Annotated in this window: 25 protein-coding genes; 12 read left to right on the top strand and 13 right to left on the bottom strand. The window is 69.0% G+C overall.

Features of this window, described 5'->3' with window-relative positions; genetic code table 11:
• Nucleotides 1-6 precede the first annotated feature (6 nt).
• The 4 genes from R2910_08955 to R2910_08970 are packed head-to-tail and all read right to left on the bottom strand — an operon-like array spanning nucleotide 7 to nucleotide 2,045.
• Nucleotides 7-180 (bottom strand): hypothetical protein, encoded by a 174-nt coding sequence (locus tag R2910_08955; GenBank protein ID MEZ4413097.1) that lies wholly within the window; start codon nucleotides 178-180, stop codon nucleotides 7-9.
• On the bottom strand, nucleotides 177-782 hold the full coding sequence (gene ruvA, locus R2910_08960) for a Holliday junction branch migration protein RuvA (GenBank protein MEZ4413098.1): 606 nt from the start codon (nucleotides 780-782) through the stop codon (nucleotides 177-179). Before ruvA ends, R2910_08955 begins: the two co-directional genes overlap by 4 nt.
• Nucleotides 779-1,288 carry a crossover junction endodeoxyribonuclease RuvC gene (gene ruvC, locus R2910_08965; protein MEZ4413099.1) on the bottom strand — a complete coding sequence of 170 codons (510 nt, stop codon included), beginning with the start codon at nucleotides 1,286-1,288 and terminating at the stop codon, nucleotides 779-781. Before ruvC ends, ruvA begins: the two co-directional genes overlap by 4 nt.
• A 10-nt stretch (nucleotides 1,289-1,298) precedes the next feature.
• Entirely contained in the window at nucleotides 1,299-2,045 is a 747-nt protein-coding gene (locus R2910_08970) for a YebC/PmpR family DNA-binding transcriptional regulator (GenBank protein ID MEZ4413100.1), read from the bottom strand.
• Between the two features lie 107 nt (nucleotides 2,046-2,152).
• Between R2910_08970 and R2910_08975 the strand changes: the two genes are divergently transcribed.
• A complete protein-coding gene (locus R2910_08975; GenBank protein ID MEZ4413101.1) occupies nucleotides 2,153-2,575 on the top strand; it encodes a hypothetical protein in 423 nt (140 codons plus the stop codon).
• A 6-nt stretch (nucleotides 2,576-2,581) separates the two neighbouring features.
• On the opposite strand, the gene R2910_08980 is transcribed toward R2910_08975, so the two are convergent.
• From R2910_08980 to waaF, 4 genes are read right to left on the bottom strand one after another with little or no spacing between them, the layout of a single operon-like run.
• Complete coding sequence (locus tag R2910_08980) at nucleotides 2,582-3,733, bottom strand: CDP-glycerol glycerophosphotransferase family protein (GenBank protein MEZ4413102.1); 1,152 nt, start codon at nucleotides 3,731-3,733, stop codon at nucleotides 2,582-2,584.
• A gap of 13 nt (nucleotides 3,734-3,746) precedes the next feature.
• The gene (locus R2910_08985) at nucleotides 3,747-4,463 is read right to left on the bottom strand and encodes an NTP transferase domain-containing protein (protein MEZ4413103.1); all 717 of its coding nucleotides are present in this window, start codon (nucleotides 4,461-4,463) and stop codon (nucleotides 3,747-3,749) included.
• Entirely contained in the window at nucleotides 4,460-4,858 is a 399-nt protein-coding gene (locus R2910_08990; protein MEZ4413104.1) for a hypothetical protein, read from the bottom strand. The genes R2910_08985 and R2910_08990 overlap by 4 nt, the downstream gene beginning before the upstream one ends.
• Nucleotides 4,855-5,886 (bottom strand): lipopolysaccharide heptosyltransferase II, encoded by a 1,032-nt coding sequence (gene waaF / locus R2910_08995; protein MEZ4413105.1) that lies wholly within the window; start codon nucleotides 5,884-5,886, stop codon nucleotides 4,855-4,857. Before waaF ends, R2910_08990 begins: the two co-directional genes overlap by 4 nt.
• Nucleotides 5,887-5,962: 76 nt before the next feature.
• On the opposite strand from waaF, the gene R2910_09000 reads away from it, so the two are divergent.
• From R2910_09000 to R2910_09020, 5 genes are all read left to right on the top strand, one after another.
• Entirely contained in the window at nucleotides 5,963-7,528 is a 1,566-nt protein-coding gene (locus tag R2910_09000) for a response regulator (GenBank protein MEZ4413106.1), read from the top strand.
• A 2-nt stretch (nucleotides 7,529-7,530) separates the two neighbouring features.
• Nucleotides 7,531-9,351, top strand: a complete 1,821-nt coding sequence (locus tag R2910_09005) for an ABC transporter ATP-binding protein (GenBank protein MEZ4413107.1) — start codon at nucleotides 7,531-7,533, stop codon at nucleotides 9,349-9,351.
• Entirely contained in the window at nucleotides 9,348-10,328 is a 981-nt protein-coding gene (locus R2910_09010) for a glycosyltransferase (protein ID MEZ4413108.1), read from the top strand. Before R2910_09005 ends, R2910_09010 begins: the two co-directional genes overlap by 4 nt.
• A 67-nt stretch (nucleotides 10,329-10,395) precedes the next feature.
• On the top strand, nucleotides 10,396-11,262 hold the full coding sequence (locus R2910_09015) for a hypothetical protein (GenBank protein MEZ4413109.1): 867 nt from the start codon (nucleotides 10,396-10,398) through the stop codon (nucleotides 11,260-11,262).
• A gap of 31 nt (nucleotides 11,263-11,293) precedes the next feature.
• Nucleotides 11,294-12,052, top strand: a complete 759-nt coding sequence (locus tag R2910_09020; GenBank protein ID MEZ4413110.1) for a glycosyltransferase — start codon at nucleotides 11,294-11,296, stop codon at nucleotides 12,050-12,052.
• Here R2910_09020 and R2910_09025 read toward each other — a convergent pair.
• The gene (locus R2910_09025; protein ID MEZ4413111.1) at nucleotides 12,049-13,140 is read right to left on the bottom strand and encodes a patatin-like phospholipase family protein; all 1,092 of its coding nucleotides are present in this window, start codon (nucleotides 13,138-13,140) and stop codon (nucleotides 12,049-12,051) included. The genes R2910_09020 and R2910_09025 overlap by 4 nt on opposite strands.
• A 100-nt stretch (nucleotides 13,141-13,240) precedes the next feature.
• Between R2910_09025 and R2910_09030 the strand changes: the two genes are divergently transcribed.
• The 3 genes from R2910_09030 to R2910_09040 all read left to right on the top strand — a co-directional run bounded on the left by R2910_09030 (nucleotide 13,241) and on the right by R2910_09040 (nucleotide 17,007).
• Nucleotides 13,241-14,083 carry an ABC transporter permease gene (locus tag R2910_09030; GenBank protein ID MEZ4413112.1) on the top strand — a complete coding sequence of 281 codons (843 nt, stop codon included), beginning with the start codon at nucleotides 13,241-13,243 and terminating at the stop codon, nucleotides 14,081-14,083.
• Between the two features lie 9 nt (nucleotides 14,084-14,092).
• Nucleotides 14,093-15,235, top strand: coding sequence for an aminotransferase class V-fold PLP-dependent enzyme (locus R2910_09035; GenBank protein ID MEZ4413113.1), 1,143 nt, complete (start codon nucleotides 14,093-14,095; stop codon nucleotides 15,233-15,235).
• 209 nt (nucleotides 15,236-15,444) lie between these two features.
• Nucleotides 15,445-17,007 (top strand): helicase HerA-like domain-containing protein, encoded by a 1,563-nt coding sequence (locus R2910_09040; protein ID MEZ4413114.1) that lies wholly within the window; start codon nucleotides 15,445-15,447, stop codon nucleotides 17,005-17,007.
• Between the two features lie 150 nt (nucleotides 17,008-17,157).
• On the opposite strand, the gene tyrS is transcribed toward R2910_09040, so the two are convergent.
• The gene (tyrS, locus tag R2910_09045; protein ID MEZ4413115.1) at nucleotides 17,158-18,426 is read right to left on the bottom strand and encodes a tyrosine--tRNA ligase; all 1,269 of its coding nucleotides are present in this window, start codon (nucleotides 18,424-18,426) and stop codon (nucleotides 17,158-17,160) included.
• A 36-nt stretch (nucleotides 18,427-18,462) separates the two neighbouring features.
• Between tyrS and R2910_09050 the strand changes: the two genes are divergently transcribed.
• From R2910_09050 to R2910_09060, 3 genes are all read left to right on the top strand, one after another.
• Nucleotides 18,463-20,637, top strand: coding sequence for a PBP1A family penicillin-binding protein (locus R2910_09050; protein MEZ4413116.1), 2,175 nt, complete (start codon nucleotides 18,463-18,465; stop codon nucleotides 20,635-20,637).
• A 1-nt stretch (nucleotide 20,638) separates the two neighbouring features.
• Nucleotides 20,639-21,877 carry an amidohydrolase family protein gene (locus R2910_09055; protein ID MEZ4413117.1) on the top strand — a complete coding sequence of 413 codons (1,239 nt, stop codon included), beginning with the start codon at nucleotides 20,639-20,641 and terminating at the stop codon, nucleotides 21,875-21,877.
• Between the two features lie 79 nt (nucleotides 21,878-21,956).
• Entirely contained in the window at nucleotides 21,957-22,508 is a 552-nt protein-coding gene (locus R2910_09060) for an HNH endonuclease (protein ID MEZ4413118.1), read from the top strand.
• A 109-nt stretch (nucleotides 22,509-22,617) separates the two neighbouring features.
• On the opposite strand, the gene R2910_09065 is transcribed toward R2910_09060, so the two are convergent.
• From R2910_09065 to R2910_09075, 3 genes are all read right to left on the bottom strand, one after another.
• Nucleotides 22,618-23,277, bottom strand: a complete 660-nt coding sequence (locus tag R2910_09065) for a DUF4390 domain-containing protein (GenBank protein ID MEZ4413119.1) — start codon at nucleotides 23,275-23,277, stop codon at nucleotides 22,618-22,620.
• Nucleotide 23,278: 1 nt separating this feature from the next.
• Nucleotides 23,279-24,976, bottom strand: coding sequence for a hypothetical protein (locus R2910_09070; GenBank protein MEZ4413120.1), 1,698 nt, complete (start codon nucleotides 24,974-24,976; stop codon nucleotides 23,279-23,281).
• 180 nt (nucleotides 24,977-25,156) lie between these two features.
• Complete coding sequence (locus R2910_09075; GenBank protein MEZ4413121.1) at nucleotides 25,157-26,530, bottom strand: sigma-54 dependent transcriptional regulator; 1,374 nt, start codon at nucleotides 26,528-26,530, stop codon at nucleotides 25,157-25,159.
• Nucleotides 26,531-26,560: the final 30 nt, after the last annotated feature.

Below are 26,560 nucleotides of genomic sequence, written 5' to 3' on the forward strand. Positions count from 1 at the left end.
GGGGGGCTAGCTGGCCTGCGCCAGCCAGCGGACCGCCGTCTCACCCGGCTCCAGCCGATGCTTGGTGCGGCAGTAGACGCAGCGGTCCGTGGCTTCGTCGCTGGTGCTGGGGACGAGCTTGCGGTTGGTGGAGCCGCAGCGGGTGCATTGCCACTCTGCGGTCTGGGCCGTGACGGTCATGTGGAACTTCCTCCCTTGCCGGCGGTCAGGCGCTGCAGCGCCCGCCGGACGATGTGTGTCGTATCCTCGGTAACGCCGTCGGTCAGCACCGCGCGGACCGCATCCTCGGCGGCGGACATCGAATATCCCAGGCCGACGAGCGCGCTCACCGAGGCCTGGTCGGGGCGGACCGCCGCCGGTCCCGCCGCCGTCGGCAGATCCTTGAAGCGGTCGCGCAGTTCCAGGACCAGCCGCTCCGCCTTCTTCTTGCCGATGCCGGACACGCTGCCCAGCGCGGCGAGGTCGTTGCCCAGGATGGCGCGCACCGCGCGATCGGGGCCGAGAGTCGACAGGAGCGCCAGCGCCAGGCGCGGGCCGAACCCGCTCGCCGTCAGCAGCCGCCGGAACACCAGCCGCTCGTGCGCCGTGTCGAACCCGACGAGGAGCCAGTTGTCCTCGCGCACCACCAGTTCGGTGTAGAGACGCACCGGGTTGCCGGGGGCGGGGAGTCGGCCAAGCACGCCGAGGGGCACCAGCACTTCGTATGAGACACCACCGGCGGTCTCGATGGTGGCCACGTCGAGCTCGACGCTTTCCAGCTGTCCCCGGACGCCGGCGATCACGCCACCTGCCCGCGGCGGGCGCGCGACAGCGCGCCGCCCGCCAGGATGTGGTGCGTGAGCGCCACCGCGACGCCGTCCGCCGCGTCCGCCGGGCTGGGCGGCGCCGTGAGCCGGAGGAGCTGCGCCACCATGTATCCGACCTGCGGCTTGGCAGCGCCCCCTCGCCCGACCACCGTCTTCTTGACGAGGGCGGGTGGATACTCGCCGATCGCCACGCCGGCCTCCTCCGCCGTCAGCAGGATGACCCCGCGGGCGTGGGAGAGCACCACCGTGGTCCGCACATTCTTGCCGTAGAAGACTTCCTCGATGGCGACGGCGTCGGGGCGGTGTCGCTCGATGAGTTCCATCATGCCGTCGCGAATCGCGCGGAGCCGCACCGGGAGGGGGTCGCGTGCGGGGGTCCGCACGACGCCGCACTCGATGAGCCGGGCCCTGCTGCCGGGGCCGGAGTCGATGACGCCGTAGCCCGTGACCGCCGTGCCGGGGTCCACGCCGAGAATGATCACGGGCGGCCGGTCAGCCTGCCGCCTCCGCCAGCTCGGAGTCGATGTCGAAGTTGGAGAAGACCTTCGAGACGTCGTCGAGTTCCTCGAGGGCCTCGATCAGCTTGAAGAGCGCCTCGACGTCCGGACCCTCGACCTTGACGGTGTTTTTCGGCACCATGGCGAGCTCGGCCTCGTCGATCTTGATCCCCTTCTCTCGCATGGCGTCCTGCACGGCGTGGATGTCGTTTGGCGCGGTCGAGACGATGAACTGGTCGCCCTCGCGGACCATGTCTTCCGCGCCGGCCTCGAGGGCGGCCTCCAGCGTACGCTCCTCGCCATGCTGGGTGGCGTCGATGTACAGCTGGCCCTTGCGGTCGAACATCCAGGCCACCGAGTTGGTGGCGCCGAGGTTGCCGGCGTTCCGGCTCATGGCGTGCCGGATGTCGGCGACGGTCCGGTGGGGATTGTCGGTGGTCCCCTCGATGAAGAGCGCCGCGCCGCCGGGGCCGTAGCCTTCGTAAGCCACTTCCTCGATGTTGCCGCCCTCGAGCTCGCCGGTGCCCTTCTTGATGGCCCGTTCGATGTTTTCGGCCGGCATGTTGACGGCCTTCGCGGCGTCGATCGCGGTCCGCAGGCGCGGATTGCCGCCAGGGTCACCCCCGCCGAACTTGGCGGCAATGGTGATTTCGCGGATCACCTTGGTCCAGGACGACGCCCGGCGCGAGTCGGTGACCGCCTTTTTCCGCTTGATCTGTTTCCACTTGCTATGGCCTGCCATGGCCCACTCCATCGCGAGAATTCAGACCCCAAGCATAGCGGCAGGCGCGCGGGGCGGCAACGCGCCCGCTTGACCGCGGGCGGGCCCGCCGCTACTCTCCTTGCCCTATGCGATACCTACACTTAGCGCTGCTTGTCCTGGCCCTTGGGGCATGCAAGGACGCGCCCCAGAGCCAGGCCACGACCTCTTCGGCGCTGCCGTACCTGCCGATTCCGCCGCAGGCCACGGTCATCTCGCGCGCCACGTCCCCCAACGCCGTCCAAATCTCCTTCCAGAGCGGCGCCACGCCATCCGAGGTGCTGGACTACTACCGGAAGAGCCTGCCGAGTACCGGCTGGTCGCTGGAGAGTGACAGCGAGGATGCGGAAGGAGCCTACGCGCTGTACGCGGTCAAGAGCGGGCATCCGATCTGGATCCGGATCAGCCAGACACCGGGCATGCCCGGATCCGTCATCTCGCTCAACGGGGCGGTGGTGGAGCCACCCGCGACCGCGACTGATACCGCAGCTGGAGCGCCGTCCGGGAGCTGAGTTTGCTCAGGCCGTGCTGGCCGCTTCCCCACGCCCCGGCTCGTCCGGGGCGTTTTCGTGCCCCCCCTCCTCGAGCAGTTCCTCGATCGACGCCTTCATCCGCGCAGCGGCCTGTCCGTCCAGCTTGTAGAAGAGGTGGTCGCGTTCCCGGTTCTGGGCCGCGCGCATCGCGTCGGTCGGCGCCAGCGCGCGGGTAATTGCGTCGCCGAGATCGCCGGGGCGCCCCACATGGACGAAGGCATCCTTCAGGAACGCGCGGTTGTCCTCCCCGAGCAGGGGCATGCCGTCGCTGTGCTTCAGGCGGTCGCTGGGCAGGTCGTAGATGATGCCGGTCTTGCCCAGGGCCAGGAAGTCGAACACCGTGCTCGAGGCCTCGCTCAGGAGGGTGTCGGCCGCGGCCATCCAGGGCACGATGTTGTACTCCTCCATCGGCACCAGCAGAGCGTGGGGGTACTTGCGCACCCGGCGCTCGAAGATGCGATGCTGCTCGTGCGGCGCGTATTTCCCCATCCAGCTGTAGTGATGGAGCTTGACCACGAGGTTGCAGCGGCCCTCGGTGGCCTCGAAGATGGCGTCCTTCACATCGTAGAGGCAGGTGGGCTTGTAGGTCGGGGCAAAGAGGACCGTCGGCTTCGACGGATCGAGCCCCCGGGCCGACAGGAACCCCGCGCGGTCGTCGTACCGCCCCTGGAATATCCCGTCCAGCTTGGGAAGCCCCACGACACGCACCTCGCTGCGGCCCAACTGGCCCGACTCGAGGATCTTTTCCTCCCGGTACGGCCCCTCCACGTAGATCTGGTACCGGGTGTCGCGGTGCTGGGCGAGGTTCCGGTAGAGGATGGTCTTGATGCCGGTGCCGTGGTTCAGGAAGCAGAGGAGGGTGCGGCCGTAGGCGGCGGCGTCGCGGATGGTGTCGCCGGCAATGACCACGTCGAAGCCGCGCTTCTCGGTGGTGAAGCGGTACCCGTCGCGCACCCACTGGTCCACGATCGGGGGGCGGTACGGGACGTTGAAGATCCCCCAGCGGCGGATCCGCTCTTCGTCGAGCGCGAAGAAGACATCATAGCGTTCGTCGGAGAGGAACTGCTCGATGACCGGATCGAACGCCGCCTTGTGATAGACGAAGCCGATCTTGAACAGCAGGCGGATCCGGGGCATGGGGCGCCGCTCCTCAGGCGAAGGTGGCGCGCCGGGTCAGGGCGTGCTGGTAGCTCTCGGGCGTATCGATGTCGAGCCAGGCGGCACCGGCCGGCAGCAGGACCGTACCGAATCCGGGCCCGCGGACCAGCTCACGGACCCCGTCGGAGATCCCCTCCCGACCCTGGGCCACGGCGGACTCGAGCGCCGAGCGGAATTGCTGGTTCAGCCGGAACACGCCGCAATCGAGGACATCGTAGCTGGTAAGGTCCTTGCCGATGTCCGCAATCCGGTCGCCCTCGCGCCGTACCTTGGTGGCGTCCGGCAGGTCGAAGCACTCGTCGATGCGGGGGTCCACCAGCAGGAGATTCATGCCGACGGGGCCATCGCGCACGGCGGCGAGGGCGGCGGGGCTCACCACGTGGTCGGCCATCGAGAGGATGACCGGTTCTTCCGGTGCCAGGTGGGCCAGCGCCTTCAGCACCGAGAGGCCATTCCCGCGGTGCCACTCCGGGTTGTCGAGGAGGTCCACCGACATCCCGAAACTGGCGTGATCGCCGAGGTGCTGGCGGATGAGGTCTCCCCGGTAGCCGGTCACGATCAGGAACTCGCGAATCCCGATCTGCGCGAAGTTCCCCAGGATGGCGGACAGGATCGAACCATCGCCGAAGGGGAGCAGCGTCTTCGGCTCCCGGCCGGTCGTTTCCCAGAGGCGGCTGCTCTGCCCCGCGGCGGTGATGATGGCCTTCATGGGACGGAACTTCGCGCCACCCGGGCTGCGAGCGCAATCGCATCGCCCGCTTCGGCACCGAGGGTGTCGCGTACTGGCGCCACGAGCTGGGTCAGGGCGAGCGCCGCGGCTGGCGGATCGCCGGCCTGGAGCTGGGCCAGGGCGGCGGTGAGTGCGCGCCGGAGCGGCGCGGGAACGGTCAGGCTCGCCAGACGTCGCTCGAGAGCGCCGGTCCGGCGCCTTCGGGCGCGGTCGGGCAGGGGAGGGGTGAGGCTGAGGTCGAGCGCCACCCGCACCGTGAGCCAGAGCGCGAAGACGCCGTCGCGTTTCGAGCCGCGGGAAGTTCTCGAGAGCAGATCGGCGAGCGCCACCGCTGCCGGCTCCCAGGGGCGGGCCAGCGCCGCCTCGTCGCTCATCTCTCCTCCAGAGCGCCGAGCGCGGTGGCTACCACATCGGGGCCGATGTCGCGGAGGCAGGCGTGATGGCCCAGCGGGCAGGAGGGCCCCCCCATCCGGCTGCAGGGTCGGCAGGGGAGATCGCGCTGGAGCACGGTGGCGGTGGCCCGGTACGGGAAGAAGCCGAAGGCCTCGACCGTCGGGCCGAAGAGCGCCACGACCGGTGTGCCGACCCCCGTGGCCATGTGCATCACCCCCGTGTCTCCCGATACGAGGGCCGAGGCCCGGGCGAGGAGGGCGCCGGTGCCCTGAAGTCCGAACTTCCCAGCGGCTGACACCGCGGCCGGGGTCACTCTGGCAACCTCCTCCGCGGCGGTGACGTCTTCCGGGCCTCCCAGGACGACCATCCGCTTCCCCTCCGCCCCCAGCGCCCGCGCCAGCGCTTGCCAGTGTTCCACAGGCCACCGTTTTGTCATGTGGGCCGCTCCCGGGGCAAGGGCGACCAACGGTCTCCCCGGCGCCGTATCCATCTGGGCCAGGTAGGCATCCGCTTCGGCGAACGCCGCGGCGGAGAGCCCGAACTCCGGCGGCCCGCCATCGGGACGGACGTCGAGCCCCGCGGCGGCCTCGAAATACCGTTCCGGCACCGGTGGGCTCCCGGACGGGTAGAAATTCCGGTGGGTCAGCACCAGCACCCCCCGGGCCACCCGGTGCTTTCGGTACCCGCGCCACCGCCCTGGGAGGAGCAGGCGCAGCTGGCGGCTCCGCAGGCTCCCGTGCAGGTCGAGGCGATGGGTGTAGTTCCCGGCGCGGAGGCGAGCGGCCAACGCCGGCATCGATTCCCCGTCGGCGGGGGCCAGGACCGCATCCAGATGGGGGTTGTCGGCGAGCAGCGGGACGAAACGTGCCTTGGTGAGCGCGTCGATCCGGGCGCCGGGGTGGCGCGCCCGGAGGGCGCGGATCAACGGCGTCGTCAGGAGGATGTCGCCGATGGAACTGAAGCGCACCAGGAGGATGCGCGGCGCGGTGGCGGGACCGGAGTGAGGCACGGCGGGAATGTAGGCCCCGCCGCCGGAGGCCGCCAGCGCGTTGTGCCCCGCCGCGAGCGGCGATTAGGTTTGGTGCATGCCACGACCGAAGAGCATCCTGTGGGTAGACGATGAGGTTGAGAGCCTCACGTCGCACATTCTCTTTCTCGAAGAACACGGGTTTACGGTGGACAAGTCGCCCCATGGCGACGACGCCCTCGTCATGCTCCAGCGCCAGCCCTACGGCGTGGTCCTCCTCGACGAACAGATGCCGGGTCGCCGCGGGCTCGAGATTTTCCAGGCCATTCGCGCCGTCGATCAATCGATGCCGGTGGTGATGGTGACCAAGAGCGAGGAGCAGGACACGCTCAAGGACGCCATCGGCGCCGAAATCAGCGACTACCTCATCAAGCCCGTCAATCCGCGGCAGATCCTTTCGGTGGTCACCCGCCTCCTCGAGGGCGACCGGATCCGCCAGCAGCGACTCTCTCGCGACTTCGCCACCCGCTTCCGGGAGCTCGACACCCGGCGCGGGGAGGGGATGGCGTGGCGGGAATGGATCGAGCTGATCGTCGAACTTGCCGAGTGGGAGGTCAAGCTCGGCCGGGCCGACGAACCGGGGCTGCAGGACGCGCTCCGGACGCTGCAGGACTCCCTGCGCGCCGATTTCGCCAAGTTCCTCGGCAAGCACTACGGCGCCTGGCTCGACGGCTCGGAGGAGGATCGTCCAGCCCTGTCGGTGGACATCATCGCGGAGTTCGTGCGCCCCACCCTCGACGCGCACGGCAAGGCGCTGCTCGTCGTGGTGGACTGCCTCCGGCTCGACCAGTGGGCCATGATCCGCCCGCTGGTGGCCACGCGGTTCGACATCGAGACAGCGCACTACTTCTCGATCCTGCCCACGGCCACGCCTTACGCCCGAAACGCCATCTTCAGCGGACTCTTCCCGAACGAGCTCGCCGCGCGGCACCCGGAGTGGTGGAAGACGGAGGAGGAGGCGGGACTCAACGCGCACGAGGCGGAGTTGCTCGAGGAGCACCTTCTCCAGCTCACCGGCCGCGCGGTGCCGGTGCGCTATGAGAAGGTCTTCACAGCCGCCGACGGCGAGGGGCTCCTTCGCCGCCTGCCGGCGCATCTCTCGCAGGACGGGGTGACGGCGCTGGTCTTCAATTTCATCGACCAGCTCACCCACGGCCGTACCGAGAACTCGACCCTCTTCGAGGTGGCGCGCGACACCCAGGCGCTCCGCAACCTCACCCGCACCTGGTTCGAGCGTTCCCCGCTGTGGGATGCGCTGCGCGAAGCGGAGCGCCGCAACGTGCCGGTGCTGCTGACCACCGACCACGGGTCCATTCACTGCCACACACCGGCCACTGTCTTCGCCCGGCGCGACACCACCAGCCACCTTCGGTACAAGTTCGGCGAGGATCTCCGCGCCGAGGATGACGACGCCGCGCTGGTGGTCAACGACCTGGAGCGGTTCGGGCTGCCGGCGCGGACGCCGGGCACCCGGCTCCTGCTCGCCACCGGCGACCGGTTCTTCGTCTACCCGACCAAGCTCCGTGAATACCAGGCGCGGTATCGCGGCGCCTTCCTGCACGGCGGCGTGTCGCCCGAAGAGGTCGTCCTGCCGATCACGCTGTTGACCCCGCGGCGGTCGTAGGCGTGCGGACTGAACTCCGCCTGCTCCGGCAGGTGAAGCCCTATCGTGCGCCGTTCATCCTGTCGATGGTCACGTCGGTGCTGGCGTCGCTCCTCGACGGTACGACGATCGTGGTCCTCATCCCGCTGCTGCGGCTGCTGTTCGGCACCACCGGTCAGTTCGGGGCTTCGGGGTCGCAGGCGCTGACCCGGTTTACCGAGTGGCTGCTCGACCCGCTCATCGCCGGAGTCCCGACCAACGTGGCGGTCGCGCGGCTCCTCGGCGTGCTGGTGCTGGGGTTGGTGCTGCGGAACCTGATGACCTACAGCACCACGCAACTGCAGGTCGCGGTGCAGGAGGGGCTGGTCCGCGACCTGCGCTCCGAGATCTTTGCGCACCTCCTCAAGCTCGACCTCGGGTACTTCCAGCGCACCCGCCAGGGACACATTCTCTCGACCCTCACCACGGAAGTGGAACAGCTCAAGGAAGTGGTGACCGCCGCGGTGGTGCGGCTCTTCCAGAGCGTCGTGCGGATTGTCACCATCCTCGTCCTGATGAGCCAGATCAGCGGCCGGCTCACCATCCTCACGCTCTCCACCGCCCCGATCCTGGTGCTCGGCCTGCAGTTCGTGCTGGTGCGCCTCCGGCGCCACGCCCGCGACCGGACGCAGGACCGCGCCGGCATCTTCGCGATGGTCGCCGAGCAGGTCGGGGCGGTCAAGCTGATCCGGGCATACGGCGAGGAGTCGCGCCAGCTCGGCAAGCTCACAGACCAGCTCACCCGGTACCGGAAGAAGGTCATCCGGACCCAGCGGTATTCGTCGCTGACCGGGCCGATGAGCGAAATCTTCGGCGGGTTGCTGATCATCCTCATCATCGCCGCGGCGACGCAGCCGGGGCTGGTGGGCGGCGTGCCGCTGACGCCGGAGGCGGCCATCGCCTTCCTGGTGGCCGCGCTGCAGCTGACGTCGCCCATCAAGGCGATTTCGCAGTACCCGGCGAGCATGGCCATCGCGATGGCGAGCGCCGAGCGGGTGTACGCGCTGCTCGACGAGCCGGTCTCCGACGTCGACGCCCCCGGCAGCGTGCCGCTGCAGTTCGACCGCGACATCGTCTTCGACCGGGTGTCGTTCCGCTACGGCACCGACACCCCCGTGCTGACGGAAATCTCGTTCCGCCTGCCGAAGGGGCAGGTCCTGGCCATCGTCGGTCCCTCCGGCGCCGGTAAGACGACGCTGGTGGACCTGCTGCCGCGCTTCAACGAGCCGGTGAGCGGGCAGATCTACCTCGACGGGATCCCCCTCGACACCATCAAGCGCGGCTCCCTTCGCGCCAGCCTTGGCGTGGTCAGCCAGGACACCGTCCTGCTGAACGACACCGTGCGCGCCAACATCGCCTTCGGGTCGCCCAAGGCCACCGCGGCGCAGGTGGAGGCGGCGGCCCGGGCGGCCAATGCCGCCGAGTTCATCGCCGCCCTGCCGAACGGCTACGACACCGTCCTCGGGGAGCGGGGCACCCGGCTCTCCGGCGGGCAGCGGCAGCGAATCAGCATTGCGCGGGCGCTGCTCCGCGACCCGCCGATCCTGATCCTTGACGAGGCCACCAGCGCGCTCGACACCGAATCGGAACGGCTGGTGCAGGAGGCCATCGAGCGGCTGATGAAGGACCGGACCGTGATGGTCATCGCGCACCGGCTGGCCACGGTGCGGCACGCCGACCAGATCCTGGTGCTCGAGGCGGGTCACGTGGTGGAGCATGGCACGCACGCGCAGCTGATCGAGCACAACGGTCTCTATCGGCGGCTGCACGACATGCAGTTCCGGGATCCGGAGCCGGCGTCATGACCCGGGTCCTGGTGGTGGCCGCGTACGACGACGCCCTCAACGCCCACTCGGCGCAGCGGGAACGGGCGCTGGAGCGGCATGGACAGACGGTCACCCGGTTCGATATCAATGCGCGGCCCGGTCTCCTGTCCCGTTTGCGCGGCGGGGATCTCGTCAGCCGGCTCGACCGAGAGCTCGAAGTCGTCGCGCCAGATATCGTGCTCGTCGTGCGGGGGGAGGCGCTTTCGGCGCAGGCGGTGACCAACCTCCGGCGCGACCATCCCGGGACCTGGGTCAACTGGGTGCCCGACGACCTCCATGGCCTGGCCATTGTGCAACACGCCCTGCCGGCGTACGACATGGTCTTCGCGGCCGGCACCGACGTGGCCGAGGCGCTCGCCAGTACCATCGACCGGCCGGTGCACTACCTGCCGCTCGCCGCCGATCCGTCGGTGTACAAGCCGATGCGCTCGCGCGACCAGTACCGCGCCAACGTCGTCTTTGCCGGGACGGCCACGCCGAGACGGGAGCGCCTCCTCGGCGAACTGGTGGAATTCGGGCTCGCGCTCTGGGGACCGGGATGGCGGCGGACGTCGCTGCGCGACTACTGCCGCGGTGAGCAACTCGACACCGAGAATTTCGTCCGCGCCTATGCCGGCGCGTCGGTGGCGGTCAATATCCACCGCTCGGCGGATGCCGAGCCGGCCGTCACCGAGCGGGGCGTCAACCAGCGGACCTTCGAGGTGGCGGCGATCGGCGTGCCGCAGGTGGTGGATTTTCGGGGAGACCTGGAGCGGCACTTCGTCGACCGGCGGGAACTGCTGGTGTACCACTCCGTGGAGGAGATGCGAGGGCTGGTCGAGGCGGCGCTCCAGGACCCGGCGGCCGCCGAGACGGTGGCGCAGGCCGGGCGGGCACGGCTGCTGGCCGACCACACCTACATGCACCGGCTCAAGGAACTGCTCGACGTGGTCCGGGCCACGCCCCACCGCGCCTGACGCGGTGGAATTCACCCGGTGGCCGGGGTAAATTGCCCACTCCTCGCAACGGTGTCAGGTGCGATCCATGGTCAAGGTCTCCGGCTTCACGATCATCAAGAACGCCATCAGCCACGACTTCCCCGTCGAGGCGAGCATCCGCTCGATCCTTCCGTTCTGCGACGAGGTCATCGTCAACGTCGGGCCCTCGGACGACGGCACGCTCGACCTGATCAAGTCGATCGACGACCCCAAGATCAAGATCATCGAAGGCGTCTGGGACGTCTCCCGCCAGAACTGGATGCTGAGCGACGAAACGCTGCGCGCCATGCGGGCCTGCAGTCACCCCTGGGGCATCTACATCCAGGGCGACGAGGTGCTCCACGAACGCGGCGGGCCGGAACTCCTCGCCACCATGGAAGCGGTGGACGACGATCCCCGGGTCGAGGCGCTGCTGGTCAAGTATCTCCACTTTTACGGCGACTTCGACACCATCGCCACCAACCGCCGGTGGTATCGCCGCGAAATTCGCGCGCTGCGGCTCGACCCCGCCCTCGATCTCCGTCCCTACAAGGGCGCGCAGGGATTCCGGGTCGGCCCCGACAACCGGAAGACGCGCGCGCGGCTCACCAACGCCGAGATGTTCCACTACGGGTGGGCGCGGCCGGCCGCGGCGCTGCGGGCCAAGATCGTCACCAACCGGACCATCTATCCCTGGTCGGCGGAGCGCGAAGCCAAGCGCCCGCTCCTCCCCTGGTTCCCCGGCCTCAAGCCCTTCACCGGCATTCATCCGAAGGTCGCGCAATCCTACATCGACGAGCGCGCGAAGGATCCCGAGCGGGTGGTGGAGCCGCCGCACTTCGAGCTCGAGCACCTGCGCTTCTACGCCTCCGACGTGATCGAGCGCCTCACGGGGGCCCGTGTGTTCGAGTATCGGAACTACCGTCTCGTCTGAACGTTCCATCGACGACGCCCCCCGAGGGAATGTGCCGGCACCACTCGCGCTGACCGTCATCATCCCCACCCTCAACGAGGCGGCCAACGTTGCCGCCTGCGTGGCAAGCGCCGCGTTCGCGGGCGAAGTCATCGTCGCCGACGGCGGTTCCACCGATGAGACGGTCGCCCGGGCGCGCGCGGCCGGCGCCACCGTGCTCGAAGGGACCGGCCCCACCATCGCCGCCCAGCGCAACGCCGCCATCGCCGCCGCCCACCATCCCTGGATTCTCGCGCTGGACGCCGACGAGCGGGTGACCCCGGAGCTCGCCGCCGAAATCGCGCGCGTGCTGGCCGTGCCGGCGCACGCCGCCTACCGGGTGCACCGGCGCAACTTCTATCTCGGGGTCGAGCAGACCCGCGGCGGGTGGGCGCGCGACTGGGTCGTGCGTCTCTTCAGCCGGGACAGGCGGTACGTGGAACGCCGGGTACACGAGGGACTGGAGCCGGTCGCGGATGTCGGGGAGCTTGAGGCGCGGCTGCTGCATCATCCATACCGGTCGCTCAGTCACCACATCGAGAAGCTCGACCGCTACGCCGAGTGGGGGGCGGCCGATCTCTGGGACAGGGGCGTCCGCGCCGGCTGGGCGGATCTCAGCCTTCGTCCGGCCGGGAGGTTCCTCAAGGCCTATCTGCTGGGGGGCGGGGTGCTCGACGGGCGCCTGGGGTTGGTGCAGTCGGGTCTGGACGCGTACGCGGGGTTCCTGAAGTACGCGCACTTGTGGGCGATGGAACGTCGGACTGAGGACTAGCGGTCCGCCGCGATAGGCAGGGGGCCGCTCCACTCTCCCGTCACCGGGCGGGCGCTGATGGCCCAGGTCGGACAGTTCCGGACAAAGATGCCGTCGAGCGGCGACCACGCCTGCCGCGGCTCCACCACCTCCGCCTTGCCCAATCCATCCATCTGAAAGATCCCCGGCGCCCGCAGGGCGCACGCGCCGCAGCCGATGCAGCGCGTGCGGTCGACGTGAATGCGGACCGGCGTCTTCGGGAAGATTCCCACCTCCGCCGTGTCGAGGAGCCGCAGCAGTTCGGGGATCAGTTGCCGCATCGCCCGATACCCCTCCGCCATCAGTTCCTGGGTGCGGTCAAAGACGAACATCGGGTAGTCCTCGACTCGCGGATGCACCAGCAGCAGCGGCGGCGATTTCCAGAGCCGCAGCGTCCGCTCCAGCATCGTCTGCATCACGATTTCTAGGCCGCGGGCGTACGTCGTCGCGAAGCCGGTCTTCTCGATCTCCGAGCGGAGCGCCATCGAGGCGCTCACATCGACGCCGATGATCGGCCCCGGCCCACAGACGGTGGCAGCCTTGACCGGGAGGTTATCGGCCACCGCGCCATCCACGTACCACCGTCCAGCAATTTCCCTCGGCGGCAGGATACCGGGGAGGGCGCAGGAGGCGAACACCGCGTCCGCCACCCGGGCGTAGCGGAGCCCCGGCAGGCCCCAGAGGACCTGCATGCCGGAGTTGATGTCCACCGTGTTGACGATGAGGGGATGCGTGAGCTCGTCGAAGGTCTTCTCGCCCACCATCTCATGGATCAGGTCGTCCAGCGGCTCGTGCCGGTACACGGCGGGCGAACGCATCCGCTTGAGCGCCATGTCGCTGTGGGCCACCCGGAAGACGTCGCGCCGCTTCAGCCGCAGCGCACGCTCCCGCATGAATTCGACCGAGCGCCCGGCCGCCCAGGCCGCCGCGATGAGCGAACCGATGCTCGACCCCACGACGCCATTCGGCCGAAGTCCCGCTTCCTCCAGGGCCTGCAATGCGCCGATGTGCGCCAGCCCCTTGAGGCCGCCGCCGCCGAGGACCAGGCTGAAGCTGGGGGAGGAAGGCATGAAGGAAGAATACAATGGAGCTTGGAGAAAGGAACGTGAGGACCGGGAGTGGTTGGCCCGACTCCTCTACCTCTTTTTCCCCCTTCACTTACCTTCCTTCATGGCTTCCCCACTGGCCGGCCCCTTCCGCCGCGACCGCTTCTTCCAGCTCGGGCTCCTGCTCGTCGGCATGGTGGTCGGCGCCGCGCTCCTGGCGCAGTGGCTCGCCCCGGGTGGCCCCTATACGGGGGACCCTGCCACCGCCTACCTCCTTCCGCCAAGCCTCGATCACCTCCTGGGCACCGATACGCAGGGCAGGGACGTGCTGACCCGGGTCATCTACGGGGCGCGGATCTCGCTCGCCGTCGGGATCATCAGCCAGGTCGTGGCGAGCCTGCTGGGCGTCACCCTCGGCCTGATCTCGGGATACTACGGCCGCCGGGTGGACGCGCTCATCATGCGCCTCGCCGACGTCACCCTCGCCTTCCCGACGCTCCTGTTGCTCATCGCAGTGGCGGCGGCGGTCAATCCGTCCCTGCCGGTGGTCTTCGTGGTGATCGGCGTCGTGGGATGGGCGGCCATGGCGCGGCTGGTCCGCGGACAGGTCCTGGTCCTCAAGGGCTCCGAGTATGTGCTCGCCGCGCGGGCCCTCGGCGCCCCCGACCGGCGGATTCTCTTCCGGCACCTCCTCCCCAACGTGCGCGCCCAGGTGATCGTGGCGGCGACGCTCGGGATGGCCGGCGCCATCATGGCCGAGGCGGCGCTCTCATTCGTGGGACTTGGCGCCCAGCCCCCCACACCGAGCTGGGGGTCGATGGTGGCCGACGGGCGGGACCTCCTCCGCGTGGCGCCCTGGGTGTCGTTCGCCCCAGGCATCGCGATCGGGCTCGCCGTCCTCGGCTTCAACCTTGTGGGCGACACATTGCGCGAGGCGTTTGACCCCAAACTCCGTAGCGAACGGTAGGAGCACCCGATGAGCACTGACTTCGCCGCCCTCCGGCGCGAAGAATTCTCGGCCCTCGACGACGCGATCTATCTCAACAGCGCCTCCGTCGGGCCGATTCCGGAACGCACCCGCCGCCGCATCGACGAATACAGCTCGATGCGCACCGCGCCGCACCGGATGAACGACCACGATTTCTTCTCGGAGCTCGACCAGGCGCGGGCGCTGACGGCCCAGCTGCTGAACGTCACCGCCGGAGAGATCGCCCTCGCCTTCAACACCAGCTACGGGCTCAACCTCGCCGCGCGCGGCTTGCCGCTCGAACGGGGCGACGTGGTCCTCGCGAGCGACCGGGAGTTCCCGGCCAATGTTTACCCCTGGATCCGCCTGGCAGATGGCGGCGTGTCGCTCGAACTGGCGCCGGTCACGGCCGAGGGGTGGCCCGACGAGGATTTCCTGGTCGAGCGGATGGCCGACCCGAAGGTCCGCGTGCTGGCCGTGTCGCTGGTGCAGTTCAGCAACGGGTTCAAGGTGGACCTCGACCGCCTCTCGCGCCGCGCCCGCGAGACCAACACATTCCTCGTCGTGGACGCGATCCAGGGCCTGGGAGCGGTGCCGGTGGACCTGCAGGCCACCCCGGTGGACATCCTCTCCTGCGGCGGACAGAAGTGGCTCCTCTCGCCCTGGGGCAGCGGGTTCGTGTACGTGCGGAAGAAACTGATCCCGGTGGTGGAGCCGGTGGTGATGGGATGGATGGCGTTCGAGGGCACGGACGACTTCACCCGGCTGACCGATTACGACCCGCACCTCCGCGGCGACGCGAAGCGCTACGAGATGATCAGTCTCCCCTTCCAGGATTTTGCCGGGTACAACACCTCGGTGCAGCTGCTGCTCGACGCCGGCATTCCCGCCGTGGCCAGGCACATTGCCGAGGTACAGGAGCCGGTGCTGGCCTGGGCGGCTCGCAAGGGCGTGCAGGTCACTTCGCCGGTCGGGGCGCACGGGTCGGGGATCGTGTGCGTGGCGGTGCCGGAACCGGCAGAAGCCTACCAGGCCATCCGCGCACAGGGGGTCATTGCCAGTGTGCGGGAGGGGGCCATCCGGCTGAGCCCGCACCTGTTCAACTCCGTCGACGAGATGGAACGGGTGACGAAGATGCTCGACCGGGTGTGAACGTCACCCTGGCGAAAGCCGGGGTCCAATCAAGGAAAAGTGGACGAGGGAGGGTCGGGGGAGAGCCGGAGATTCGGAATGACCCTTTGTGGTGTGCCAACGCAACCACCAACGTATTCTTTCCGACCCTCCGCCTTTTTCCGACCTTCCCTCGTCCGTTGTTTCGGAACTACGATCAGGTCGCTGCCTCCTGAATTCGAGAAGAACCCATGACCTCATTCCATGACGCACTCCAGGCCGGTTACAGCTTTGACGGGCCCAGTGTCACGCTCGGCGCCGCACTCGACGGCGCCACGGTCCATCCCGCCCCTAAGGTCTGCATACCGCTGGCGATGATGAACCGTCACGGGCTGGTGGCCGGCGCCACCGGTACCGGCAAGAGCAAGACGCTGCAGCTGCTCGCCGAGCAGCTCTCGGTGCAGGGTGTGCCGGTGTTCGTGGCGGACCTCAAGGGGGATCTCTCCGGCCTGGCCATGCCGGGCGAGACCAACAAGCGGATCGAGGAGCGGGCCACCAGCATCGGCTGGGACTGGCAGGGCGCCGGTGTGCCGGTGGAGTTCGTGAGCCTGACCGGAAAGCTGGGCGTGCAACTGCGGGCCACCGTCAGCTCGTTCGGGCCTCTCCTCCTCGGCAAGGTGCTCTCGCTCAACGAGACGCAGACCAGCGTCCTGTCGCTGGTGTTCAAGTTCTGCGACGACCAGGGGATGCCACTCCTCGACTTTGCCGACCTCCGGTCGGTGCTCCAGTACCTCGACAGCGACGAAGGAAAGCCCGCGCTCAAGGAGTACGGCGGGATGTCCTCGGCGTCGGTGGGGGTACTGCTCCGGAAGATGGTCGAGCTGGAAGAGCAGGGGGCGGAGGCGTTCTTCGGCGAGCCGGAGTTCGACGTCCGGGACCTCCTGACCTGCACCTCGGACGGGCGCGGCGTGGTGACCTGCCTCGAGTTGTCCGATGTGCAGGACAAGCCGCGGCTCTTCTCGACCTTCATGATGTGGCTGCTCGCCGAGCTCTACCACAACCTCCCCGAGGCCGGCGACCTGCCGAAGCCGAAGCTGGTCTTCTTCTTCGACGAGGCGCACCTCCTCTTCAACGACGCGCCGAAGGCGTTCCTGGAGCAGGTGGAACAGGTGGTGCGCCTGGTCCGCTCCAAGGGGGTCGGCGTCTATTTCGTGACGCAGACGCCGAAGGACGTGCCCTCCGATGTGCTGGCGCAGCTGGGGCACCGGGTGCAGCACGCACTCCGCGCGCACACCCCCGACGACGACAAGGCACTCCGCGCCACGGTGCGCACCTTTCCGAAGACCACCTTCTACGACCTCGAGGAGACGCTGACTACCCTCGGCATCGGCGAGGCGGTGGTGACCGCGCTCAACCCGCGCGGCGTGCCCACACCGGTGGTGGCCACCCGGCTGATCCCGCCGACATCGCGCATGGCCCCGCTGACACCGGAGGAATTGCAGGCCGATATCCGCAGCTCCGACCTGCTGGCGGAGTACGGGCAGGCCATCGATCGCGACAGCGCGCGGGAAATGCTGGCGCGCCGGATCGAGAAGACCGCGGAGATGCCGGCGGCCCCCGCCGCCCCCGCCGCGCCGGCGGCACCGGGCAAGCCGAGCCAAGTGTCAAAGACCACGAAGGTGCTGGGGGGGGCGCTGCTGGGGAGCCTGGCGGCGACGGTGGGCCGGACGGTGGGCCGGGAGATGGTGCGCGGTCTTTTCGGACTGCTGGGAGCCAAGCCACCGAAGACGCGGAGGCGGACCACTCGCTGGTAGCCTCACCAAAAGGGAAACGAGAGAGGGTCGGAAGAACCACGGAGGGTCGGATAACGGATCGAGTGGTCGCGTCGTCACCCACCAATCCAGATTTCCGACCCTCCGATTCTCCTCCGACATTCCTTCGTATTGGTTACGAGCCCGCCACCCCTACTCCCCGACCCGCAGCAGCCCGTAATTCTTCTTCCCCTTCTGCAGCATCACGTACCCGCCGGCGAGCAGGTCCCCCGAGGTCAGCATCCGCTCCACGTCGTCGGTCTTCTCGCCGTTGACGGCGTAGCCCTTCCCCTGGATACCGCGCCGCGCGTCGCTCTTGGAGGTGGCCAGGCCGGCGGTCACCAGCGCGTCCACCAGCGGGAGGCCGGTGTCGAGCATCCCGGCGGGCAGCGCGGTGGTCGGCATCTCGCCGCTCAGCACCTCGAACACGCCGGCGTCGGCGGTGCGCAGGTCGGTACCGCCGAAGAGGATGGCGCTCGCGGCGATGACACGCGCGGTGGTGTCCGCACCATGCACCCGCGTGGTGATGTCCTGCGCGAGGAGACGCTGGGCGGAGCGGCGGCTCGGGTCGGCGGCCTGTTCGGTCATCGCCACGGCGATCTCGTCACCCGAGAGGAAGGTGAAGAAGTTGAGGAGCCGCTCCACGTCCCGGTCGTCGGTGTTGAGCCAGAACTGGTAGAACTTGTAGGGGCTGGTGCGCGCCGGGTCGAGCCAGACGTTTCCGTCCTCGCTCTTCCCGAACTTGGCGCCGGCCGCCGTGGTCAGGAGTGGCATCACGAGCCCGTGGGCGCTCCCCTGTTCCCGCCTCCCGATGAGCTCGATCCCCGCCGTGATGTTGCCCCACTGGTCGCTGCCGCCCATCTGCAGCTCGCACCCCGCCTGGCGGAAGAGGTGCCAGAAGTCGTAGGCCTGCACCAGCATGTAGGTGAATTCCGTGAAGCTGATGCCGGTCTCCATCCGACTCTGGACCGATTCCTTCTGCAGCATGTAGTTGACCGTGAAGTGCTTGCCGGTGTCGCGCAGGAAATCCATCAGCCCCAGGTTCCGGAGCCAGTCGGCGTTGTTCATGACGCGGGCAGCGGTCGGCCCCTCGAAATCGAGGAAGTGGGCCAGCTGGGCCTTGAGCGCGGCGGAGTTTCGGTCGAGGACCTCGACGGAGAGAATCGGCCGCTCGTCCCGCTTCCCGCTCGGATCGCCGACCATGCCGGTGCCCCCGCCGACCAGGGCAATCGGACGTCCCCCGGACCGCTGGAGCCAGGCCAGGCCCATGACCGGGAGGAGGCTCCCCACATGCAGGGAGTCGGCGGTCGGGTCGAACCCGATGTAGGCGGTGACCGGCCCCTCACCGAGGCGGGCCTGCAGCCCGGGGGTGGCGTCGTGGACGAGGCCCCGGGCGGTCATGGTGTCGAGAAGGGTGGGCATGGTGGAGAAACCTAGGGGGACGATTACTTTCCCTCAATGCTCCGTTCCCTGCTGGCCACCCTCCGCGACACCCTCCTCCGGTGGTGGCGTACCCCCAAAATCCGCCGGGGTGTCATCCTCTCCATCCTCGGCGTGATGGTCTTCGGGGCCGCCCTCGGCGCCGGCATCTGGCTGCGCGCCTGCTCCGGTAACCGCTGTCCCTCCATCGAGGGACTCGACAGCTACGACCCTGACCAGGCTTCCAAGGTCTATGCCGCCGACGGCCGCCTCATCACCGACCTCGGCAAGGAGCGGCGCACCGTCGTCAGCCTGCAGGAGATGTCGCCGGCGCTCGTCGCCGCCTTCATCGCCACCGAGGACAAGCGCTTCTACCAGCACCACGGCGTCGACTGGATCCGCTTCTTCGGCGCGGTCAAGGCCAACATTTTGGCGGGGGGCGTCACCGAGGGGTTCTCGACCATCACCATGCAGCTGGCGGGCAATCTCTTCCCGGAAGACCTGAACCGCCGGGTGCGGTCGTACGACCGGAAGATCCGGGAATCGAAGGTGGCGCGGCAGATCGAGGACCGGTACAGCAAGGACAAGATCCTCGAGCTCTATCTCAACCAGATCGATCTCGGCAACCGGGCGTTCGGCGTCGAGGCGGCGTCACAGCGCTACTTCGGCAAGTCGTCCCGCGATCTCAACGTGGCGGAGGCGGCCACCCTTGCCGCCATGCCCAAGGCGCCGAGCCGCTACAACCCGCGCCGTCACCCGGCACGCGCCATCCAGCGCCGGAACCTGATCCTGAATCTCCTGGCCGACCAAGGATCGATCACGCAGGAGGAGGCGAATCGCTGGAAGGCGTATCCCCTCCTGCTCTCCTCGCGCGACGATTTCAGCGGCGTGGCCGAGTATTTCGTCGAGTACATCCGCCAGCAGCTCGACGCCCGGTTCGGGCCCCGGCTCTACACCGACGGGCTCCGGATCTACACCACCCTCGATCTCGAGGTGCAGCAGGCGGCGGAGCGGGCGCTCGAGTCGCAACTCAGCTCCATCGAGGCGGGGGCGTACGGCCCGTACAAGCACCCGACCTATGCCGCCTATCTCGAGAAGAAGGCGGAGTCGGAAGACGAGATCGGGCCCGCCCAGTCGCCCTATCTGCAGGGCCTGGCGGTCACCCTCGAGGCAAAGACCGGCTACATCCTGGCCATGGTGGGTGGGCGCGACTTCGAGGACAGCAAGTTCAACCGCGCCACCCAGGCGCTGCGACAGCCCGGCTCCACCTTCAAGCCGATCGTGTACACCGCCGGCGTGCGGGCCGGCGTGCCGCTCTCCACGGTGATGGTGGACGAGCCGATCACCGTGGAGATGCCGGGCATCCAGGAGCCGTGGGAGCCGCAGAACTACGACAACACCTTCGCCGGGCCGATGCCGCTCCGGCAGGCGCTCTACAAGTCGGTCAACATCATCGCCATCAAGCTCGGCATGGAAATCGGCGAGGAGGCGGTCATCGCGGAGGCCACCCGCTTCGGCCTCGTGGCCTCGCCCATCCCGGCCGTCCCCTCGATCCACCTCGGCTCGGCGGTGGTCAAGCCGCTCGAACTGATTGCGGCCTACACCGCCTTCGCCAACCAGGGGGAGCGGGCCACGCCGATGGGGATCCTGCGGGTGGAGGATCGCCAGGGGAACATCCTCTGGCAGCCGAAGCCCCGGCTGGAACCGGTCATGGACCCGCCGCTTGCGTGGATCATGAACGGCGCGCTGCAGGATGTGGTGCGCCGCGGCACCGGCACCCGCGCCGTGACCGGCATCAGCTTCCCCGTCGGCGGGAAGACGGGCACCACCAACGACGGCAACGACGTCTGGTTCGTCGGCTACACGTCGGACCTCGTTACCGGATTCTGGTTCGGGTTCGATGCGCCGGAGAAGATCAAGACCAACGCGCAGGGTGGTCTCCTCGCCGCGCCGGCGTGGCAGCAGATGATGACCGAGGTGTACGAACGGCGCCCCACCCCCGGCGGCTGGCCCCAGCCCGATGGCCTCGTGAGCGCCGAAATCGACCGCACCACCGGCTTCCGCGCGTCGCCCTACTGCCCGACGGCGGTGCGGGCCACCGAGTGGTTCCTGCCGGGCAGCGAGCCGAACGAGGCCTGCCCGGTGCACCTGCCCTTCGGCCGGTCCACCGAAGTCGAAGCCGCCCCAGTCGAGCCCGCGCCCGACGGCCAGTAACATGCCCCCCCGGTTCCTGACCGCCGGCTGGCTCCTCCCGATGGACGGGCCACCGATCCGGAATGGCGCAATCCTGATCGGGGGCGATGGACGGATCGAGGCTGTCGGTCCGGCGGGGAGCATCCCGCGCCCCGCAGACGCCGACCATTCCGCCTGGCCCGACGCCGCCATCCTCCCCGGCCTCGTCAACACCCACACCCATCTCGAACTCACCGGATTCGCCGGCATGGCGGACGAGGATGATTTTCCCGCCTGGATCCGGCGGATCCGCGTGCTGAAGGCGGAGCGCAGCGCAGAGGATTTCCTCGTCGCGGCGCGCCAGGGACTCGCCGACTGCCACGCGGCGGGCGTCACCACCGTCGCCGACACCGGCGACAGCGGCGCGGTCATCGAGGCGCTGGCGGAGGCGGGCGGGAGCGGGATCGCCTACCACGAGGTGTTCGGTCCGCATCCGGACCAGGTCACCGAGAGCATGGCGGGGTTGCGCCAGCGGGTGTCCGATCTCCGCCGTTTCGCGTCGGAGCGGGTGAGGCTTGGTGTCTCTCCTCACGCTCCGTACACCGTCAGTGCCGAGCTGTACCGGGCGGTCGCCGAGTTCGCGGAGCAGGAGCGGTTGCCGGTCGCGGTGCACCTGGCGGAATCGGCGGCGGAGACGGAACTGATAACCGGCGGGACAGGGGCGTTCGCGGAGGCGTGGCGCGCGCGCGGGATACCGTTGCCGGACTCCTCGGGTGTCTCTCCGGTGGCCTGGCTCGACCGGCATGGTGTCCTCGGGGAGCGGACGCTGGCCATCCATGCTGTCCGAGCTGATGCGGGGGACGTGGCGCTGCTCCGGCGCAGCCGCACATCAGTGGCGCACTGCCCGCTCTCCAACCGCAGGCACCTTCATGGCGCCGCGCCGCTTGCCGCCTTCCTGGCGGCCGGTCTGGCCGTGGGGGTGGGTACCGACTCGGTGGCCAGCGTGGGACGGCTGGACCTGCTGGCCGAGGCGCAGGCCGCCCGTGATTTGGCCGGGCTGTCGGCCGTGGAAGCGCTCGCACTGGTCACCAGCGGGGCCGCGCGGGCAATCGGAATGGAGAACGAGGTGGGGACGCTTCGGGCAGGCCGTTGGGGAGACGTGGCAGTGGTGAATATCGATCGGACCGAGGCGGCGGAGTCGGCACTCGAGTCGGTCCTGGCGAGCACCCCCGCCGAGGTGGCGGAAACGATCCTTGGCGGGCGGACCGTGTACCGGGGGTGAAACGCCTCCCGGCCCTCCCTTGCTGGCGCCAGCACCGCTCGTTACGATTCCTGCAACCAACTCAGGCGGAATTCACCGCATGCGCTGCCTTGCACTGAACGCCTCATTCGAGCCACTCACCATGGTGCCCGTGCGCCGGGCGCTGCGGCTTGTCATTGAGGGCAAGGCCGAGATCGTCGAAGCCGACGGCCCTGAATACATGCGAAGTGAGCGGCTGGCCATCCCACGGCCAGCCATCATCCGCCTCGTCAAGTTCGTGCATGTCCCCCGCCGCTTCCGCCGCCACGTCACCAACACCTTCCTCTTTGCCCGCGATGAGTACCGGTGCCAGTACTGCAACCGGACCCAGCCCGAGTTGCGTCCGCGCGAGTGCCTCACGCGCGACCACCTGGTGCCGATTTCTCGCGGGGGAGGAAACGCCTGGACCAACGTCGTCACGGCGTGCAGCAGCTGCAACACCCGGAAGGGGAACCGGCTCCCGGAAGAGTGCGGCATGCTGCCGATTCACCCGCCGACCGAGCCTCACTTCGTGCACCTGTCGTGGGCAGTCCGCCGCCTGAGCCGGACCCAGGCCAAGTACATCCGGCTGTTCTACGGCGAAGCGGCGCTGCACGCGCTGCGCGGACACTAGCTCGAACGCCGTCATCCCGGCGCACGCCGGGATCCATTCCCGGTCTGTGACATGGACCCCGGCTTTCGCCGGGGTGACGAGATTCGGCCCCGCTGCCCCGCTGCCCCGCCTACTCCACTTCGAAGTTCTCGCTCTTCCCCTCCACCCGCATGATGGGCAGCCCTGCCACGCGCAGCAGCATCCGGCGTGCGGAGCGGCTGACGGCGCCACCCAGGTTGCCGTTGTCGTCGGTGGCGGCGCCGGTCTCTCCCCGCATCACCCGGTCCATCTCGTCGAGGTCGGCGTCGGACAGCGTCGATACTGACAGCGTTGCCACGTAGTAGTAGTTGCCCTTGTCCGTGGCTCGCACCGCGATCCGGTAGGCCACGCCGAGGGCCCGGCCGAGGGTGGCCAGGTCGGGGTAGCGCTGCTGGCGGGTACGCCCGAGCAGCACGGTCGTGACGGTGTACTGGTCCAGCAGCGGCTCCCGCCGCACCACCACGTCCCAGTCGATCGAGCGCACGGCGGCATCGAACCATGACGCGCGCGCGCGCCAGAGCTCGAGGCGGTAATGCAGCCGGAGTGGGAGTCCGCTCAGGAGGGCGGAGGTCCAGCGGTCGTCTTCCAGCAGGCCGTTGACGCGCGCCTCGGGGAGCTGGCCATCCTTGCGGTTCGCATCGGGGACGAGGGTCACGGTGAGCGTGACGTCGTTCGACCCCTGCGCAGCGAGCGGAGGGGCGGCAGGCAGCGTGAGGGCCGCGAGCAGCAGGAGGACGGCCGGCAGGCGCATGCTAGAAGCGGCGCTGCAGGCGCAGGGAGAGGCGGAGCGGGCCATCGTCGGTGACCGACTTGGCCAGGTAGGCGCCGAGAAATCCGAAGTCGATGCCGGCGCCGATGTCCGCCGACCAGAAATCGGCGGAGGGGAGCCGATTGTTCGGCACGCGGCCGGGGCCGGAGCCGGTCAGCCAGGCGGAGCCAATGTCGGAGAGGAACACGAGGTCCGCCGTCTGGATCCCGATGACCCTGCCGGCCGAGGTCTCGCTCCCCTTCGAGAGCGTGTAGTGCCACCCCAGGTTCAGGCGGTGCCGGTACTCGACCTGGAAGAACATTGTGCGGTCGCAGAGGCTCGCCTGGGAACTGTTGTTGAAGCCGGGCGGGGTGCAGTTCACCTGGCGGAAGGCGTCGCCCGGGAGAATCGACGGGCCGCCGAGCGAGAGCCGCCGCTGCATCGGGAGGGCGCCGCCGCCCACCCAGCCGGCAAAGTAGCCGCGGCCGCTGAGCCGGTCGTCTGGTGAGAGCCGGAGGTAGCGCCGCAGGTCGAGGGTGAGCATCGAATAGTTGTACGACCCGTCGGTGGGGATCGGGTTGCGCACGCCCGGCGGGAGGCTCACCGGCCCGACGTTGTCGCTCGAGGCGAATTCCGCGCTCGCCTTGGCGTACCAGCCGAGCTGGGGCTGACGGTCGCTGTCGCGGGTGTCGAGGGTGAGGCCCGCCGTGGTGATCGAATAGGTGCCGTCGTCGATCAGCGGGTTGGGGCGCCAGCGGCTGTCGTTGACGAAGAGCGACCAGGGATCGGCGGCGGGCACCGAGGACATCTGCTCGCTGTACCAGCTGAGATCCACGCGGAACTGGCGGGCGGGGATGAGGAAGGCGTAGACGCCGATTCCCTGGTCGTCGTAGTAGTCGTACTGGTCTTCCTGCACGAGAATTGACGACCACCCCGACTCGGCCCGGGAGAGGGTCTGGTCGGGAATCACCTGGATCACGCTCCACGCCTTGCCGCCGAGGCCGTAGGTCACCTCGCCGCTGCGGCGCCACTCCAGCCCGGTGCGGTAGCCGAAGTCGCTGCGCGAGTCGGTCCGGTCGGTGCTGGTGCGGAGAATCCCGGCGAGGTCGAGCCGGACCCGGTCGCGGTCGGTGGCCCGCCAGTCGAACCCGACGCCGGCCTCCAGCGGGAATCCCTCGACGCGATCGTAGGTGCCGCCAAGCGAGGCGTTGAGCGTGGTGCGCACCTTGCCGACGCCGAAACTCGCCTTGGCCGTGCCGAGTGTTTCGAGGTCGGGGGTCTTCTGCACGATGAGCGTGCCGTCACTCAGCTTCGCGACCGGTGCGAGGTCCCAGTAGACCTTCTCGGCGCCGTCCAGGGTGCTCCCTTCTTGTTGGATGAGCCGTCCGCCCACCACGAGGACATCGCCGGTGATGCGGGCGCCGGGGAGAAGGACCAGGTTGCCGTTGATGATGGTGACGGGGCCCTCGATGGTGCCGCCGACGCGCAGCGCGCCGCGATAGAGGGCCACCGCTCCCTGCAGCGTGCTCCCCCGCGCGAGGGTGACGTTGCCGGTCAGGCGGGTGGTGCCGGAGTCGTTCCAGGTCCGGAGGAGCTGCTGGGTGACGGCGGCGGGGAGGGCGCCCATCCCCGAGCTGTCGGCAAAGGGGGCGTCGGGGTCGATGACCACCACGCTGTCTTGGGCGTGCAGGAGTGGCGTCACCCCCAACATCAATGTCAGGAGCCAGAGCCCACATACCCAACGCGCCTTGTTATGCATCGGTTCGTGCCCCCAGTCGTCACCCCGGCGAAAGCCGGGGTCCATGGTCCGTCATCCCCGCATCCACCTCACCCCCTGTCCCCCTCTCCATGATATGGAGAGGGGGACGCCCGTTAGATCATGTCATTCGCCAAGCCCCAGCCGCTTCATTCGTCGGTACAAGTTCGCCCGGTCGGTCTGCAGCGCCCGCGCCGCCTCGGCCACGACCCCGTTCGCGTCGTTCAGCGCCGCCTGGATCAGTGCACGTTCATGATTCTCAAGCGACTCACTCAATGATGCATGGCTCCCCCTCTCCACATTGTGGAGAGGGGGCCGGGGGGTGAGGTGAGACAACTGGAGAGGGGGAACGCTCGGCACCACCTGCCGCACGAGCTCTGCCGTCACGCTGCCGTCGGCAAGAATCGTCAGCCGCTCGACCACGTTGGCCAGTTCCCGCACATTGCCGGGCCAGCGGTAGCCCGCCAGCGCGGCCACCGCGTCGGGAGTGAACGGCACCGGATCCTGCGGCCGGAGCCGGCTTGCGAAGTGCCGCACCAGGGCCGGGAGGTCTTCGAGCCGCTCCCGGAGCGGCGGCAGGTGAATCGGAAAGACGTTGAGGCGGAAGAAGAGGTCCTCGCGCACCTGACCCCGCGCCACGGCGGTATCGAGGCGGCTGTTGGTGGCGGCGATAACCCGCACGTCCACCCGCGTCGTCCGCTCGGCGCCGAGGTGCTGGACCTCGCCCGTCTCGAGGACGCGCAGCAGCTTGGCCTGCGCCTCGAGGTGCAGGTCGCCCACTTCGTCGAGGAAGAGGGTGCCGCCGTCGGCCAGCTCGAAGCGGCCCATCCGGCGCTCGGTGGCGCCTGTGAATGCGCCGCGCTCGTGGCCGAACATCTCCGACTCGACCAGTTCGCGCGGGATGGCGGCGGAGTTGACGGCCACGAAGGGCCCACCGGCGCGACCGCTGGCGCGGTGAATGGCCGCGGCCACCAGTTCCTTGCCGGTGCCGGACTCGCCTGTGATGAGCACGCGGGTGTCGCCCGGTGCCACCTGGGCCACCAGTTCGCGGACTTTGCGGAGGGCGGCGGAGGTGCCGACCATTTCGTCACGGTGGCCGAGGGCGGCGTGCAGGGCGCGGTTGGCGGCGCGGGTCCGGGAGAGGTCGAGGGCGGCCTGGAGGGTGACGAGGACCGACTCGGGGGTGAGGGGCTTCTCGAGGAACTGGAAGGCGCCGAGTCGGGCGGCGCGGACCGCGTCGGCCAGCTGGGCCTTGCCGCTCATCATGATGACGGGGGCGGAGACGCCGCGCTCGCGGAGTGCCTGCAGCGTGGCCAGACCATCGGGGCCCGGCGGCATCATCAGGTCCAGAAAAATGGCGTCCGGCTCGGCCTCTTCGACGGCCAGGATGGCGGCGTTGCCATTGGCGGCTTCCGACACCACATGCCCCTCGGCGCGGAGCAGCGCCCCGAGCATCCGGCGGATGTTGGCTTCGTCGTCGATGAGCAAGATTGAGGACATTCGGAAAGATAGCGCCCTACTGCCCCGCTG

The sequence above is a fragment of the Gemmatimonadales bacterium genome, from assembly GCA_041390145.1.
Classification (GTDB): Bacteria; Gemmatimonadota; Gemmatimonadetes; order Gemmatimonadales; family GWC2-71-9; genus SPDF01.

Excerpts from the sequence above, each read along its gene's own strand:
- R2910_08955 (MEZ4413097.1), bottom strand. The coding sequence starts at position 180 with ATGACCGTCACGGCCCAGACCGCAGAGTGGCAATGCACCCGCTGCGGC.
- R2910_08970 (MEZ4413100.1), bottom strand. The coding sequence starts at position 2,045 with ATGGCAGGCCATAGCAAGTGGAAACAGATCAAGCGGAAAAAGGCGGTC.
- R2910_08975 (MEZ4413101.1), top strand. The coding sequence starts at position 2,153 with ATGCGATACCTACACTTAGCGCTGCTTGTCCTGGCCCTTGGGGCATGC.
- R2910_08980 (MEZ4413102.1), bottom strand. The coding sequence starts at position 3,733 with ATGCCCCGGATCCGCCTGCTGTTCAAGATCGGCTTCGTCTATCACAAG.
- R2910_08985 (MEZ4413103.1), bottom strand. The coding sequence starts at position 4,463 with ATGAAGGCCATCATCACCGCCGCGGGGCAGAGCAGCCGCCTCTGGGAA.
- R2910_08990 (MEZ4413104.1), bottom strand. The coding sequence starts at position 4,858 with ATGAGCGACGAGGCGGCGCTGGCCCGCCCCTGGGAGCCGGCAGCGGTG.
- R2910_09000 (MEZ4413106.1), top strand. The coding sequence starts at position 5,963 with ATGCCACGACCGAAGAGCATCCTGTGGGTAGACGATGAGGTTGAGAGC.
- R2910_09010 (MEZ4413108.1), top strand. The coding sequence starts at position 9,348 with ATGACCCGGGTCCTGGTGGTGGCCGCGTACGACGACGCCCTCAACGCC.
- R2910_09015 (MEZ4413109.1), top strand. The coding sequence starts at position 10,396 with ATGGTCAAGGTCTCCGGCTTCACGATCATCAAGAACGCCATCAGCCAC.
- R2910_09025 (MEZ4413111.1), bottom strand. The coding sequence starts at position 13,140 with ATGCCTTCCTCCCCCAGCTTCAGCCTGGTCCTCGGCGGCGGCGGCCTC.
- R2910_09030 (MEZ4413112.1), top strand. The coding sequence starts at position 13,241 with ATGGCTTCCCCACTGGCCGGCCCCTTCCGCCGCGACCGCTTCTTCCAG.
- R2910_09035 (MEZ4413113.1), top strand. The coding sequence starts at position 14,093 with ATGAGCACTGACTTCGCCGCCCTCCGGCGCGAAGAATTCTCGGCCCTC.
- R2910_09040 (MEZ4413114.1), top strand. The coding sequence starts at position 15,445 with ATGACCTCATTCCATGACGCACTCCAGGCCGGTTACAGCTTTGACGGG.
- tyrS (MEZ4413115.1), bottom strand. The coding sequence starts at position 18,426 with ATGCCCACCCTTCTCGACACCATGACCGCCCGGGGCCTCGTCCACGAC.
- R2910_09050 (MEZ4413116.1), top strand. The coding sequence starts at position 18,463 with ATGCTCCGTTCCCTGCTGGCCACCCTCCGCGACACCCTCCTCCGGTGG.
- R2910_09055 (MEZ4413117.1), top strand. The coding sequence starts at position 20,639 with ATGCCCCCCCGGTTCCTGACCGCCGGCTGGCTCCTCCCGATGGACGGG.
- R2910_09060 (MEZ4413118.1), top strand. The coding sequence starts at position 21,957 with ATGCGCTGCCTTGCACTGAACGCCTCATTCGAGCCACTCACCATGGTG.
- R2910_09065 (MEZ4413119.1), bottom strand. The coding sequence starts at position 23,277 with ATGCGCCTGCCGGCCGTCCTCCTGCTGCTCGCGGCCCTCACGCTGCCT.
- R2910_09075 (MEZ4413121.1), bottom strand. The coding sequence starts at position 26,530 with ATGTCCTCAATCTTGCTCATCGACGACGAAGCCAACATCCGCCGGATG.